At 32.1% G+C, this 15,415-nt stretch carries 11 protein-coding genes and 1 other RNA gene; 8 read left to right on the top strand and 4 right to left on the bottom strand.

Going from position 1 to position 15,415, the window contains the following annotated elements:
- The first annotated feature begins 131 nt into the window (after positions 1-131).
- The 6 genes from QBK95_RS02725 to QBK95_RS02700 all read left to right on the top strand — a co-directional run bounded on the left by QBK95_RS02725 (position 132) and on the right by QBK95_RS02700 (position 9,623).
- On the top strand, positions 132-4,706 hold the full coding sequence (locus tag QBK95_RS02725; protein ID WP_280930298.1) for an Ig-like domain-containing protein: 4,575 nt from the start codon (positions 132-134) through the stop codon (positions 4,704-4,706).
- Between the two features lie 765 nt (positions 4,707-5,471).
- Positions 5,472-7,322: a hypothetical protein gene (locus QBK95_RS02720; protein WP_280930296.1), complete on the top strand. Its 1,851-nt coding sequence runs from the start codon at positions 5,472-5,474 to the stop codon at positions 7,320-7,322.
- Between the two features lie 9 nt (positions 7,323-7,331).
- Positions 7,332-7,661 (top strand): hypothetical protein, encoded by a 330-nt coding sequence (locus QBK95_RS02715; RefSeq protein ID WP_280930294.1) that lies wholly within the window; start codon positions 7,332-7,334, stop codon positions 7,659-7,661.
- Between the two features lie 63 nt (positions 7,662-7,724).
- The gene (locus tag QBK95_RS02710) at positions 7,725-8,423 is read left to right on the top strand and encodes a hypothetical protein (protein ID WP_280930292.1); all 699 of its coding nucleotides are present in this window, start codon (positions 7,725-7,727) and stop codon (positions 8,421-8,423) included.
- A 293-nt stretch (positions 8,424-8,716) separates the two neighbouring features.
- Positions 8,717-8,917 carry a hypothetical protein gene (locus tag QBK95_RS02705; protein ID WP_280930290.1) on the top strand — a complete coding sequence of 67 codons (201 nt, stop codon included), beginning with the start codon at positions 8,717-8,719 and terminating at the stop codon, positions 8,915-8,917.
- Positions 8,918-8,927: 10 nt separating this feature from the next.
- A complete protein-coding gene (locus tag QBK95_RS02700; RefSeq protein WP_280930288.1) occupies positions 8,928-9,623 on the top strand; it encodes a hypothetical protein in 696 nt (231 codons plus the stop codon).
- 125 nt (positions 9,624-9,748) lie between these two features.
- Here QBK95_RS02700 and QBK95_RS02695 read toward each other — a convergent pair whose 3' ends face one another.
- From QBK95_RS02695 to ssrA, 4 genes are all read right to left on the bottom strand, one after another.
- Positions 9,749-10,504 carry an HNH endonuclease gene (locus QBK95_RS02695; RefSeq protein WP_280930287.1) on the bottom strand — a complete coding sequence of 252 codons (756 nt, stop codon included), beginning with the start codon at positions 10,502-10,504 and terminating at the stop codon, positions 9,749-9,751.
- Between the two features lie 425 nt (positions 10,505-10,929).
- The gene (locus QBK95_RS02690; RefSeq protein WP_280930285.1) at positions 10,930-11,436 is read right to left on the bottom strand and encodes a hypothetical protein; all 507 of its coding nucleotides are present in this window, start codon (positions 11,434-11,436) and stop codon (positions 10,930-10,932) included.
- 10 nt (positions 11,437-11,446) lie between these two features.
- On the bottom strand, positions 11,447-12,418 hold the full coding sequence (locus QBK95_RS02685) for a hypothetical protein (RefSeq protein ID WP_280930283.1): 972 nt from the start codon (positions 12,416-12,418) through the stop codon (positions 11,447-11,449).
- A 227-nt stretch (positions 12,419-12,645) separates the two neighbouring features.
- Positions 12,646-13,042: a transfer-messenger RNA gene (gene ssrA, locus QBK95_RS02680) on the bottom strand.
- A gap of 145 nt (positions 13,043-13,187) precedes the next feature.
- Here ssrA and QBK95_RS02675 point away from each other — a divergent pair.
- Both QBK95_RS02675 and pyrF read left to right on the top strand, forming a co-directional pair.
- Entirely contained in the window at positions 13,188-14,396 is a 1,209-nt protein-coding gene (locus QBK95_RS02675) for an NAD(P)-dependent oxidoreductase (protein WP_280930281.1), read from the top strand.
- A 28-nt stretch (positions 14,397-14,424) separates the two neighbouring features.
- Positions 14,425-15,246 carry an orotidine-5'-phosphate decarboxylase gene (gene pyrF, locus QBK95_RS02670; RefSeq protein WP_280930279.1) on the top strand — a complete coding sequence of 274 codons (822 nt, stop codon included), beginning with the start codon at positions 14,425-14,427 and terminating at the stop codon, positions 15,244-15,246.
- Positions 15,247-15,415 lie beyond the last annotated feature (169 nt).

The raw sequence follows: 15,415 nt of genomic DNA, 5'->3' as shown, positions 1-15,415 counted from the left end.
AAACTGAATATAATCTAATATCGTTAGACCACAGCTTCAATCGGGTCTGCTAAGTTTTACTTTTTTCAGATGTAAAGTAGCAATTCCGAGAATTCAAAAATATAAAAAAATGTAAATCAAACTTTTTAATCATGAAAAATAACTCCCATTATTTATTCAAAAATTTGTGCATACCTATAGCATTGTTCATGCTAATGACCTTGTGTAGTATTGGTAATAGCTACGCAAATATTATAACATCTAAACATGTTAATGATATTAATGAAATTATAAAAGGAACCTTAGCCAAGACAGAATATACATTGATTCAAAATGATTGTGCAAATACTCCAGTATGGTCCTCAGCTAATACATACACTCAAGGAAATGAAGTAAAGCTTAATGGTAATAAATACCTTGCAAATTGGTGGACTCAAGATAATCCTGAAACCAATAATGGACCTACAGGAAGTGGTCAACCTTGGACGTTAATAGGAGCTTGTAGTGGGCAAAATCAAGCGCCATCGGCTAATATTACACTTCCTGCGAATGGAACTGTTTTTGACCAAGGAGATACTATTACGATAGCGGCAGAAGCTTCAGATTCAGACGGATCTGTTTCTGAAGTTGAATTCTTTGCTGGTACAACAAGCCTTGGGATTGATACGACAAGCCCTTATAGTCTAAACTGGACCAATGCTGCTCCAGGGAATTATAATATTACTGTTACAGCGAGAGATAATAATGGAGCCGTAACTACATCATCTGTAGTTGCAATAACAGTAAACCCTGTGGGTCCTCAATCGCCTGTGGTAAGCATTACCTCTCCTTCTAATAATGCTAGTTTTATAGTTGGTAATAACATAAATATTACTGCAGATGCTTCAGATACTGATGGTTCTGTGGTTTTGGTAGAATTTTTTCAAGGTACTACTAAATTAGGTGAGGATACGTCTGCGCCATATGCTTTTACTTGGTCTGGAGCAGCCGAAGGGAATTATTCTATAACAAGTGTTGCAACAGATAATGATGGTAACACAACCACGTCTTCTATTATTGAGATACGAGTTAGACCTACAGGAGGATCGGATGGAGAATTACCTGATCGCGTAATTGTTGGGTATTGGCATAATTTTGATAATGGATCTGGTTTTATTAGCCCTGAAAATGTATCATCTAAGTTTGATGTAGTAAATATTTCTTTTGCAGAACCAGTTTCGGGTAGTACATCCCTTATAGATTTTACACCTGATCCAGCTAATATTTCTGATGCAAATTTTAGAAGTGGCATTCAAGCTTTACAAAGCAGAGGGCAAGAGGTAGTGATTTCTATTGGAGGAGCAAATGGAACAGTGCAATTAAATACTGTTGCAGAGAGAGACGAATTTGTTAGCTCTATGATTTCAATTATCGAAAACTATGGTTTTGATGGGATGGATATAGATTTCGAAGGTCAATCGTTGTCACTTAATTTAGGAGATGATGATTTCCGAAACCCAACCACTCCTCGTATTGTAAATCTAATCGATGCTATCAATACTATAACGGATCATTTTGGAGATAAATTCTTGCTTACCATGGCACCAGAAACATTTTTTGTGCAATTAGGGTATAGTTTTTATGGAGGTATTTCGTCTGGGGCAGATAGAAGAGCTGGAGCTTATCTTCCAGTAATTCATGCATTACGAGATAAGCTTACCTTTTTACAAGTTCAATATTATAATTCTGGATCGATTACGGCTTTAGATGATCAGTTTTATGCAATGGGTAATGCAGATTTTTATGTGTCGTTAGTTGATATGTTGCTAAAAGGGTTTCCTATTACCAGAGATACTTCTAAGTTTTTTCCAGCTCTTAGACAAGATCAGGTTTTGATAGGTCTTCCAGCTAATGCTAATGCAGGTGGTGGTTTTGCTCCACCAGCAGAAGTACACAAGGCATTGGATTATTTAATTAAAGGAATTCCTTTTGGAGGAAACTATACACTTACTCAAACATACCCTAACCTTAGAGGTTTAATGACTTGGTCTGTGAATTGGGACGCCTTTAATAATTTTGAGTTTTCTAATGAGCATAGAGCATATTTAGATGCTTTAGATAATAGTAATCCGCTACCCACAGTAAATATCACATCTCCTTCCAATAATTCTAGTTTTGGGGTTGGAGAACCTATTAATATCTCTGCTAATGCCTTTGATAATGGTAGTATTACCCAAGTTGAGTTTTTTGCTAATGGCACAAGTATCGGTGTGGATACAACCAATCCTTACAGTACTGTTTGGGATACAGGAGGAATAGGAACGTATAGCCTTACAGCAATAGTTACAGATAATTTAGGAGCTACAGGGACATCTAGTCCGATATCCATTAGTATTACCAATAATTCTAATGATGTTCCTGTAGTGACTATATCTTCTCCGTTAGCAGGAGCGACTTTTGATCAAGGAGTTAATATTACAATAACCGCAAATGCAACAGATGCAGACGGAACAGTTGATACTGTTGAGTTTTTTGTTGATAATGTAAGTATAGGAACGGATACTTCTAGTCCATATAGTTTTATATGGAATAATGCCACCGTTGGTTCACATAACGTAACTGCGGTAGCAATAGATAATCAAGGAGCATCGGGGAATTCTGCCTCTGTAGAAATTATTGTAAATCCTATTTCAAACGAAGGATGTACTGGCATACCTATATGGTCATCATCAGCGACGTATACTCAAGGAGATGAGGTACAGCTTAATAATAAGAAATACCTAGCGAATTGGTGGACACAAAACAATCCAGAAACTAGTAATGGTCCTACAGGAAGCGGTCAGCCATGGACGTTGTTGGGGTCTTGTTCTGGAGATACCAATCAACCACCTAATGTTAGTATTACATCTCCATCTAATGGTAGTGTATTTGAAGAAAATACGGTAGTAGAATTAGTTGCAAGTGCAAGTGATGATGATAGTATTTCTCAAGTAGAATTTTTTAATGGAAGCACAAGTTTAGGAACTGATACAACAAGTCCTTATAGTGTAAACTTGACCAACACTACTGTTGGGGATTATGCAATATTTGCTATAGCCACTGATAATGAAGGTGTAACCACAACTTCTAGCACCATAAACATCTCTGTTACTGAGGGATCAAGTACGTTATCTGTGTCTTTAACATCACCAAATACAGGATCGGTATTTACACAAGGAGATGCAATTTCTATAACAGCGAATGCATCAGATACTAATGGGAATATCACTTTAGTTGAGTTTTTTGATGGTACCATAAAACTAGGAGAAGATGCTACTGCTCCGTTTGGGATTACATGGTCTTCAGGAAGTTTAGGAAATCATACATTGACAGCTAGAGCTACTAGCAGCACTAACGAAACTGTTACTTCGGGAGTAGTAAATGTTTCTATAACAGATGGCACACCTCCACCACCATCAGATCTGGCTAAACATATTATGGTTGGATATTGGCACAATTTTAATAATGGTTCGGCTGTATTAAATTTAGGAGATGTATCTACTGATTGGGATGTTGTAAATATTGCATTTGCAGAACCTGCAACTTTTGGACAAGCGGATATGGCTTTTGTGCCAAGTACAGATGTTACGACCGATGCACGATTTCGTCAGGATGTAAGATTATTACAAAGTAGGGGACAAAAAGTGTTGATTTCAATTGGTGGGGCTAACGGAAGAATTGAATTACTTACACCACAGGATGCACAAACCTTTGCAAGCGCTATGATCGCTATTATAGAAGAATATGGTTTTGATGGAATGGATATAGACCTTGAAGGAACTTCGTTAGGATTATCTACAGGTGATAACGATTTCCGAAATCCAACATCTCCCAAAATCACTAATTTTATTGCTGGTACACAGGTAATTATAAATCATTTTGGGTCTGATTTTATTTTGAGTGCTGCACCAGAAACAGCCTTTGTTCAAGGAGGAAATAGCACATATGCGGGTTCATTTGGAGCGTACCTACCAGTGATTTATGAATTTAGGAATAGATTAGATTATATCCATGTACAGGATTATAATTCTGGGTGTATGTTAGGTTTGGATGGTGTATGTTACTCACAAGGTAATGCTGATTTTCATGTGGCAATGACTGAAATGCTATTACAAGGATTTCCCGTAGCTGGACATTCAGTGAATTTTCCAGCATTACGACCAGATCAGGTGGCTTTTGGAATACCAGCTTCTCCACAAGCAGCTGGAGGAGGATATACATCTCCTGCTGAGGTTAAGCAAGCATTAGATTATCTAATTAAAGGAATTCCATTTGGAGGTAGATATACCATGGTTAACACTAACGGTTATCCTGAAATGAGAGGATTAATGACTTGGTCTATCAATTGGGATGTTACCTTTAATACAGAGTTTTCTTCAAACTACAGACCATATTTTGATGCTATTTTGGGAAGAAATGCAAATAAAGAAAGTGGGTTGTTGGAGAGCAAATCAAATTTATTTGAAGCATATCCGAATCCTATAAAAACAACAGCTAATTTTAAACTTAATTTACAAGAGAAAAGACAAGTTAGTGTAAGTATCTATAATATATTAGGTAACCGAGTTAAAGTGCTAACAAACTACGAATATCTAAAAAGAGGTGTTCATGAATATCAATTGGATATGGGTAGTTTTTCAGAAGGAATGTACTTTCTTCAGTTAAAAATCGATGGAGAAACTAGCACATATAAACTACTTAAGAACTAAGTCATAGTGATACATTTCACAAAGAGATCGTTTATAAACGATCTCTTTGTTTTTATAGGTGATTCCTGAAAATTAGTTTTATTTTAATCTTTCCGAAGAATGCACTGAAGCTAGATCAAAAGTTAAATAGCTTAATAATTTACTGCAACTACGGAAACCTTCTTAAAAAAGAGATGAATTCTTTGGTGTCTTCGCTTAAATTTATTGAAAAATATAGTACAGAGTAAACTTATTTTATGAAAAAAATGGATGTAAAAGGGTAACATATTCGTTTTAGAAGTTACTATATATTACCCAGGGAATTTATAACATTAAAAGAAGTAAAATATGAAGAAAAAAAGATTAAGAGGAAGCTATCCTCCAAGAGGAAAAAAATAATATTTTTCTAAAGAAAAGTGTTTGTTAAACTACCATCGCTAAATCTAAAACATAAAAAAACTTTTTTGTTTTAGATATTACTTTGTAATATTGATTTTTTGGCATTTAGTAACAATTTTAAGATTAACAGTTTAAAAGGGAAACCTTTCTATTTTATTAATAATAAGTTTTACTAATTAGATTATTTACGCCTGTATTAAATTTCAATTTAATTTGTTTTAAGGTGATTTTTTCTGCTAATAATTAATATTCATAGTTGACATGTACGCTTTTTTTGTTCAGGAACATTTTAGAACCATTTTTCTAGATAGTCTGTCTTGGGAAAACAATGAATTAGGGGGAGTACTGAAAACCTAAAAAGAGTAAGCGAAATAAAAAAATATGAATATGACAATTAACAGAAATTATTTAACGAAATTATTATTACTATTTCTTTTAGTAATATCTTTTTCATGTGAAAAAGAATCTATCGTTTCTCAAGAAGTAACAAATGAGTTAATAGTTAAAACGATTGGGTCGAAAGAGCTTGAAAAAAATGATTTAGTTTTTCAACGAGTATCAGAACATTTTAATAATGGGGTTTCTAAAGCTTCTGGTAACAGCTTCCTAATATCTAATGAGAATATTAAGTATATGGAAAAGGGAGCATATCACTCATACACCTTTAGTGTCTTAGAAGAAGAATCGAGTCATACACTTAAAAATCTTGTTTTTAGTTTAAATAAAGATGGTTTGTATGATTCTTATATGTACACTTATAATCTAACGAAAAAAGATAGAGAAGACTTGTATTTTGGAAATGAGTTTTCTACTGAAAACAAGGTTTCTATTCAAGAACTTGATTTAGATTTAAATTCGGTATATCAACAAAAAAACGATTGTTTACCTTATATTTTAAACTACACTATTTGTTATACAGTTGTTTCTTGTGACTATGGAGGTGAAGATCATCCTTGGGGACCTAATTGCACGGGGAATGAAGGGACAATGGAAGTCTGTATTCCTGTTACGGAAACCTTTCAACCTGCTGACGGGTGTAGTAGTTCTGGGGGAGGAAACAACGATACTGGAAACCCTGATGGAAATAATGGAGGTGTCGGTACTGGAGGAACAGGCACTACTGATAACAACGAGCCTAATTCTGTAATTACCACACCTGTCAATGATATTAGCACTTTTGCATTAAGGAGTCACTTAAATATTGAATTTGGAACACCTGCAGCATTATACCTAGACACTCACCCTGAAGAGGAAGCAGAATTAGCCAGTTTGCTTGCAAAGGAACAATATTCTGAAGCAGGAATAAAAGCAACTGATTTAACTCTTAGAGCTCTTCGTACAAATAATTTAGAAAAGCATAGCGATGACTTTCTGACTTCTATAAATAGTTTTTACGAAACAGATACTACCGATCCATTCTTTCAAATGCGTTTTTCAATGCGTTGTGCGGCTCTCAAAGCAATTCATCCTGAATGGTCAGACGCTAGAGTATATTGGGAAGCATCTAAAGATTTAATTCATTTAGGATTAGATATTGCAGGAATAGTTCCTTTCTTTGGAGAAGCTGCAGATTTAGTTAATGGAGGAATTTATTTTTTAGAAGGAGATAATATAAATGGCTCATTAAGTTTAGCTTCAGCTATTCCATTTGTAGGATGGGTTTCTACAGGAGCAAAAGGAGTGGTTAAAGTAGTTACTACTGAAGGAGGTGAACAAGGTTTAAAAATTATTGCAGAAGGTGCCGAAGAAATTGCAAAACTCGCTGAAAAACTAAAAAAGTTTAGCGATGAAATTGACGGTGTAATTGATTTATTATCAGGTATTGGAAGGTCTGTTAAAGAAGGGACAGGTGAATATGTAAAAGTTAAAGGTCATCATCCATTAGCAAAAAAAGCTTTTGAAGGAGAATCTGCATACGACTTTAGAGCAGCTTTTAGTGTTTCCGTCAATACACTTAAAAAAGTATGGAAAGAAGCAAATCCTTTAGCAGATTTAATAAATGTTCATGCCAAAATAACAGGTAAACAAAATAGTTTGTATTCTGCTTGGAAAAAGGCAAATCCGAACTCTACTATGACAATAGCGGATGTTGCAAATATAGAAATTCAAGCGATGGTCGATATTGGAATACCTCAAGACATCGCAAGATTTTGGGTAATTGAAGCTTTGAAAGACCTTAAAGAGCAAGGAGTGTCTATTATAGTGAATATCCCTTGGAATGGTATTAATTTAAACTAATTTAATAATATGAAATCGAATCAGGAAATACTAGATAAATTTGGAAAAATCTTAATAGAAAATGTTTTTGAAGACAATTATGAGATATTGTCAACCAATATTCTTAAAAATATAGAGTCAGGAGAATTAAAAGAGAAAACTTCTTCTCTTGTAAAAGATTCATTGGAAAGTTTGATCTTTGATTTTTTAAGAATCTTTGATGAAAACGAGGAATTTAAGATTATTCATAAAGAGGAAGGAAAAGAAGTTGACCTTTTAAAAATAAGTGAGGACCTTAAATCTGAACATATGATTGAAGATGGTTGGATTTCCCGATTTAGTCAAACTATTAAAAACTAATACTTATAGATATTGGCTAGGTGTATATTTCCATAGCCTAGCCAATATTCTTACAATAATTTTATGAAAAGAACTTTTTATTTATTAGCTCTATATTCTGTTATAGGATATTCTCAGGAAATTAGACAAATAAGCTTTTCTCAAACTAACACAGTTGACCCTTTGCAAGTCAAGAAAAGTATCGAAAAAGCTAACAAAGAGTTAGTTGATTTACAACTAACTAAACTTAAACAAACTAATGATTCTGTAAAAATCAAACAGGCCAGAGATTTTTTATTGGGAGAACTATTGAATAATATGATAGAGGAGATGCATTCAGACGTCCTTACTCAAGCTGAAAAACGAAACAATTCCATCTCTTTTTTAAAGGTTCAGGATTCTGCTATATATACTTTTAGAAAAAAAGACTCTATTGTTTTAAGTGAAAAAAAGATTTCAAAAAATAGCTTTAAAAATAGGTTGAAATGGCTTATAATTAATTCTAAAGAGATAAAAGAAGACAGAAAAACTATTGAAGGTTTTGATTGTTATAAGGTATATATTCAACAGGCAGAGGCTGATTCGGATATGCCTCTTACTTTTAGTTTTACAATTTTGGAAATGTATGTAACAGAAGAGATTCAAAGTGAAGTTCATCCAATTATTGATAACAAGGATATTCTATCTATGTATTATCCTTTAGAGATAAAAAAAGTCCAACAGATTACCAAAGGGGTAACGGATTTTTACAAGCTTAATAATTTGGAGTTTATTGAGGAATAAGAACGACTACTATAAAAATATTAATCGTTAGATATTATATAAATAATCCAATTCCTGTGATTTTTTGAAAAGATATATACCCTAAAAACCTTATCATTAAAATAATGATTATCCTTTATTAAAACTTTCTTTATCTGATTTTTTTCTATTGATAGAATAATTACTCATTTAGGTTATAATAAAAATCCAAGAACAGCTGGTATGCAATTATCCTACTGGTATAGAATTCAAGACTTTGATAATCTTTCTTTAAATTATATAGTGTTTGATAATGAAATATTTAATATCCGTATTTGATTGGACATTCAGCCTATAACAATGCAGTAAGAGAAGCTTTAGAACGATTACCATATAATAACATAGATGAAGCAGCTAAAGAAGTAGCAGAATTCCAGAATTTGTTACAATTACATATTGGTATGAGAGCTGGAGACCCTACCTTTAACTTAGGCTCATTTGATTTACTTGACGTAATAAATAATTATAAACTATAATTAAAATTTCATGAAGTTTTTTGTTTTAAAAAATAGTATTAATATTAACTTAATAGGAGCTTATCCCCAAGTTATCGAAACGTATAATGCTGATTATATAAAAAAACAAAAATGGGCTTATAAAGAGGAAGGGTGTATTTCCCTTCCTTCTTTACCTGAACTTGTTTTAGATCCAGAAGCAGGTTTTACAACTTTTCTGAACACAGCAGGAAAAACACCTGCTGGAAGTAGAGTTTTTGAAAAATCGTTTATAGAGTTTTTAAAAGGTTTTAAAACGCAAGAATTTCAATCTTGGAATATTCTAACACATCAAAACAAAAGAACTATAGAAGGGTATTCATTGTTTAGACTTTGTTATCAAAACAAAGAGTATATTTTAGATTACAAAAATAGTGTGTTTTATTTTCCAAGTAGATACCACCACTTTACGGATAAAACGAATAGAACTTACGTAGAAATAAATAATAATGAAGATTATGAAAAGCTACAGAAAGAAAAAAAAATATTTTACCCAGAAAAACTAAGAATAGATTTATCAAAAGTGACAGATGATCTATTTATTATGGGACATCATACTAATATTCCTGAATATATCGTTTCTGAAAAGCTTAAAGATGCAATTAAAAAACATGAAAAATTTACTGGTTTTAGATTTGTAGAAATAAAAGATAGGTTTAATAAGGAAATGGTTGATTTTAAGTATTAAGTGTATGAAAACAAACAAAGAAATATTAGATAAGTTCGGAAAAATCCTAATAGGAAATGTTTTTGAACTGTTTATAGCGATATTATCTTTCTTTAAAGTTTATTTTTTCATCGATTTACTAAATTTTAGTCATTCATTACTTTTAATGTAAAATCAATATCAAGAAGACTTTTTATAATTAATGCATTTTTGAATAAACCATCTTTTATTTCTATTGATTTGTGCATATAATTCTCAAAATCATTTTCATTAAAATCTCCTATTGGAAAGCCAAACACATGACTTAAAAACTCTATTTCATCGAAAGTCTTATTAGAAAAAAGGTATTCCATTCTATCAAAAAATAGAATAGGAGTTTCCGCCTCTCTTTTAAATAGTATCATAGCTCCAAAAGATCTTTCAAAATAAATTACAGGTAAATCGCCTCTATCATAACGAGCAAAATTTCTAATTATATCATATTTGTTATCATACCCCACTCCTTTCTGCCTGTTCAATTCTTCAAAATACATTTTATACAACCCCCTCTTAAAATTTCGACATAATCGTTGTTGGAATTGCCTATTAAATCTAAACGATTGTTTTATGATTAATCGTTTTCTGCCTTTTCGTTCTTTTATTTCAAAGAATCTCGACTTAAATTCCCCTATTTTCCTTTTACCATCTTTAGGGTTATATAGCATTTTTCTTGAGATAACGAAGGTTTCTTTTAAAGCTTCTTCTATAGAGTATTTATCATCTCCCTTTTCGCCAAAATATTTATTACATTCATCACAAACATTATTATTGTATTTCTGTCCGCCTAGTGATTTAGGAATTGTATGTGCTTTCTTTATAAAAGTTACATCTATTTCTGTTTTAAAACACCAAAGACATTTCATATTATTTATTTATTGAACTTTAGTTTGTTTTTAATTTTAAGTTAGAAGTTATTTAAGTCCAGTTGTCATCATTACCATTTATTAGTAAAGCCCAAATACCCATAAAACTACTTATAAGGAAATACATGTCGATAAAATTAAATACCTCAAAATCTATTTTACTAGAAAAAAAACTTCCTATATAAAATATTCCAATTAAAAATAAGATCAGCAATGTAGAGTACCCCAAAGACATTTTAATAAAAAAAAGAAACGCATTTTTCTTCCTTATGGTAATTGAAATACCTATAACTAAATATAAAAGAAAAAATATCAATTTAATAAAACTCACCATCGGTTTATTGAACTTTCATTTTTTTATTATAGCTTGGCAAAAAAAAGGAGATTTATCCTCTTGTATAATAATTAGTATTTCTCAAAAGTATTTAATTTGACTCTTTCTTAGGAACTACTTGAGTTTTTAAAATCAAAGAAAGAACATATAGACACCTCAAAAATGTAAGAAATATTATGATTAAACCAACTAAATCAAAGAATAACATATATTTAAAAAAAGAAATAGGTACGGTTAGACTTGTTACATACAATAGAATCGAAAGAGTGACTAAGGATATTATACCATACTTTAAAATATTAATGCTCTTCTTAAACAAAGGTGAAGCTAAGAAAATCAAAAATGCAGGGCTACTATTCTTTAGCTCCTTATCCATAATAATTTGATTCGATTTTAAGGATAAAAGTATGGTAACCATTGTTAAAATAAAACCAGATACAATTAAACCAGTTCTTCCAATATCAGTTGCTATTTTAACGTACTTCTCGGAGTTATCAATAGAAAACATTTTATAATATTCACAAATGATTATAGCTGTAATAACTATAAACGATATTAAATAATCATACAAAACAGGGCGATCATAATATTTATCCATTTGCAAATTATTATTTTTTAGAATCTAAATAACGATTAAATTCAACCATTATTCTATTGTATAATTCTTTAGTGTCTAAGTTTCCTGGAGATAAATAAGTACAATTAACACCTAGTTCTACTTTTCCGCTTATTAAACTAAAAGTATCAAAATTACCCTTATTATTTTCAAATTCTAAATAAAAGTCATCAAAATCATCACCAACCTGATTATCATTATTTATGGCGTTTAATGTTCGTTTTATGAATGTCTTTGCTTTATTGTTTTTTTTAAAAGCAACGTTGCCAAAATCTCTAAATGAAGCTTCCACTTTTATATAGTTTGGATCTACTGTATTTGCTAATGCATACATATTACCAACGAATGCAGCATTTACGCTATCATTTATGTATGCTAATCTTTGTGGCCTAACCTTAATTTTAAACTTAAGTACTTCAGAGATTGAAGTTAAAACATCATTAATGGGCATTTCCATATGTATATTAGCCTTACAAGCTTTTGATAATCTAAGCATGTTATGGGATGATATATATCGAAAATAGTACTCTATATCTGATATCCTTGGTCCTTGACTATGAAATTCGCAACAAACAATTGGAACTTTGGAATTCATATCTATGTAGAAATTAGTGGTTTCAGCAATAGAATTTGATCCCAGTTGATCAAACGAAGTTAGAGTATAATATTTTTTATCTACTAATGTCGGGATTTTGCCATCTCTAATAAGTGCAATTCTACATTTGTAAACCTTATCTTTTAATCTATATGCTGCGCTACTTACAAATAATTGTCTAGATTCGCTATCACGGTTTTCATTCCGATCAACAACAATTGCCTTGTTATTCTGTGTTCTTTCATTGTTTATCCTATCAATACAAGATTTCAAAATTGATGATGAATTATTAGAACTTTCATATTCTTTTAAAGGAGTAAATTTAAAATCAAACAAATGAAATTTGATCATTTTATTTTCTTTTGCCATACTTTATTTTAAATGCTAAAAATAGGGAAAATCCCCAATATAAATTGATGGCATTTTTGCTTTTTTTATTTTAGATAGTTTTTAGAACTCTAAACACCAAACCAATGATAAAGATGTTAGAATATTTTCTTTAATTTATAAGTTTACATTTTCTTTTGTGATTAATAAAATGTAAAACTAGCACCTGTAAATAAATAACCCCAAATCATTAATGATTTAGGGTTATTCTGTGGAGTCGGAGGGATTCGAACCCTCGTCCAAACAAGTAATACAATAGCTTTCTACACGCTTAGTTTTTGTTTAATTTTCGTCGATATGAAAGACCAAAAACCGCCAACGTATCGCTTATTCTCTTTAGTTTCGAAACTATATCGAGATACTATAATTTCTAGGTCTACTTTTACGATACTCAAAACCAAACGCCATAAACCAAGGCTTTTGAAGAGTATCCTGCTTGCTCACCTAGTGAGCCGAGGCATTATCCTACTATAATTCGGATTATGCAGCTAGGGCGTAGTTATTCTCGCCGTTTAAAAAAGGTGAAATATGATATTTACGAGCTATATCTCAGCGCTCGACGTGCTTACCACTCTATTAATCTCGCTGTCAAAACCAGTCGACCCCGATGTTCATTTTTAGCTGACCTTTCATTTGAAGTTAATTTGATCTAAAATCCTTCATTAGAAAGCCAAAATGGTTGGCAAAGATAATCATATTTGTCATATCTTAGCCGCGCTTTTACATAAACAAAATATATACCAAAAACTATATGACTACATTCGGTATTATCAGAGAACGAAAAAATCCGCCAGATCGTCGGGTTGTCTTCTCACCAAAGGGCCTTAGCGACACAGTATCTAAATTTCCGAAAGCATCTTTTAAGGTAGAAAACTCAGATATTAGGGTTTTTGATGATGCAGAATACAAAGCAATGGGCTTTGATGTTGTCAATGATCTTTCGGATTGTGAAGTGTTATTAGGTGTGAAAGAAGTTCCTATTGATGCATTAATTCCGAATAAAAAATATTTTTTCTTTTCTCATACTATAAAGAAACAACCTTATAACAGGGCGTTATTAAATGCGATCCTGGATAAGGATATAGAACTGTATGATCACGAGGTAATTGTAAATAAAAAAGGATTCAGACTTATTGGTTTTGGTCGATATGCTGGTATTGTTGGAGCATACAATGGCTTTAGAGCTTTAGGGCTTAAAAATGAAAGCTTCGAGCTACCTAAAGCAGAAACATTACCCGATCAAAAAACATTAGAATCCGAATTATCTAAAATAGATCTGCCGAATATAAAGATTGTACTTACAGGAAAAGGTAAAGTAGGATGTGGAGCCAAAGAAATTTTGGATGCTATGAAGATTAAAGAAGTTTCTGTAAAGGAATACCTTACGGATACTTTTGATGAACCAGTATATACACAAATTGATGTATTGGATTACAATAAACGCATAGATGGAAAGGTAATTGATAAGAAAGATTTTTATAACAATACTGAGGAATATGTGAGCGATTTTATGAAATTCGCTGAAGTTAGTGATATGTATATCGCGGGCCACTTTTTTGGAGACGGAGCACCTTTTTTATATACAAGAGAAGATGCAAAATCGGCAGAATTTAATATCAAAGTAGTAGCAGATGTTTCTTGTGATATCGATGGTCCAGTAGCAACTACTATTAGACCTTCTACGATAGCGGATCCAATTTACGGATACCATCCAGAGAAGGAACAAGAAGTGGATTTTAAAGATCCAGATGCAATTGTGGTAATGGCGGTAGATAACTTGCCTTGCGAGTTGCCGAAAGATGCTAGTGAAGGTTTTGGTGAAATGTTTTTGGAACATGTGATTCCAGCATTTTTTGATAGTGATGCTGATGGAGTTTTAGATCGTGCAAGAATGACACAAAATGGGAAGCTAACTACTAGATATGCTTATTTACAGGATTACGTAGACGGAAAAGAATAGTTTTATAAATTACAAATCATACTAAAAAATGACCACTCAGGAACTTGTTGATCAAATTTGGAAAAAGAAATCCTTTTTATGCGTAGGTCTGGATGTAGATCTTGCTAAAATTCCGAAACATTTATTAGAAGAGGAAGATCCTATTTTTGAGTTCAATAAAAAAATCATAGATGCTACACATCATCTGGCTGTAGGTTATAAACCTAATACTGCATTTTATGAAGCTTATGGTATTAAGGGATGGAAATCTTTAGAAAAGACCATAGAATACCTTAATACAAACTATCCTGAAGTTTTTACTATTGCCGACGCTAAACGTGGTGATATAGGTAATACAAGTTCTATGTATGCCAAAGCTTTTTTTGAGGATTTGGAGTTTGATTCAGTGACTGTAGCTCCTTATATGGGAAAAGATTCTGTAGAACCGTTTTTGGCTTTTGAGAATAAACATACGATTATGCTTGCATTGACTTCTAATCAAGGAGCATTTGATTTTCAAACCAAAACCGTAGAAGGAAGAGAGTTGTATAAGCAAGTATTAGAAACTTCCAAAGGTTGGGATAATGCTAAGAACCTGATGTATGTTGTGGGAGCAACAAAGGCAGAATATCTAGCTGAGATTAGACAAATTATTCCAGATAGCTTTTTACTTGTTCCAGGAGTTGGTGCGCAAGGTGGTAATTTAAAAGATGTATGTACGTATGGAATTAATGATCAGATTGGATTGTTGATTAACTCATCCAGAGGAATAATTTACGCTTCAGATGGATTGGATTTTGATATAGTAGCTGGGGAAAAAGCTAAAGAGCTTCAGCAGCAAATGGAAGAAATATTGAATGCACGAAAATAAAAAAGGAAACCGAATGTATACTCGATTTCCTTTTTCAATAATTTTTAATTAAAAAAATTAACGTCTATTGGCTTTAAATACTTGTTTAGCATAACCAACAAGTCCATATGTGATGAAAATCACAAAAAATGCCAAAAAACCGTAAACAATAATGTTTAGTAATATTGAA

Origin of the sequence: Aquimarina mycalae, from assembly GCF_029906345.1 — a bacterium.
Lineage (GTDB): Bacteria > Bacteroidota > Bacteroidia > Flavobacteriales > Flavobacteriaceae > Aquimarina.
The sequence above is the reverse complement of the archived record's forward strand: the minus strand, read 5'-3'. Positions and strand labels throughout refer to the sequence as shown.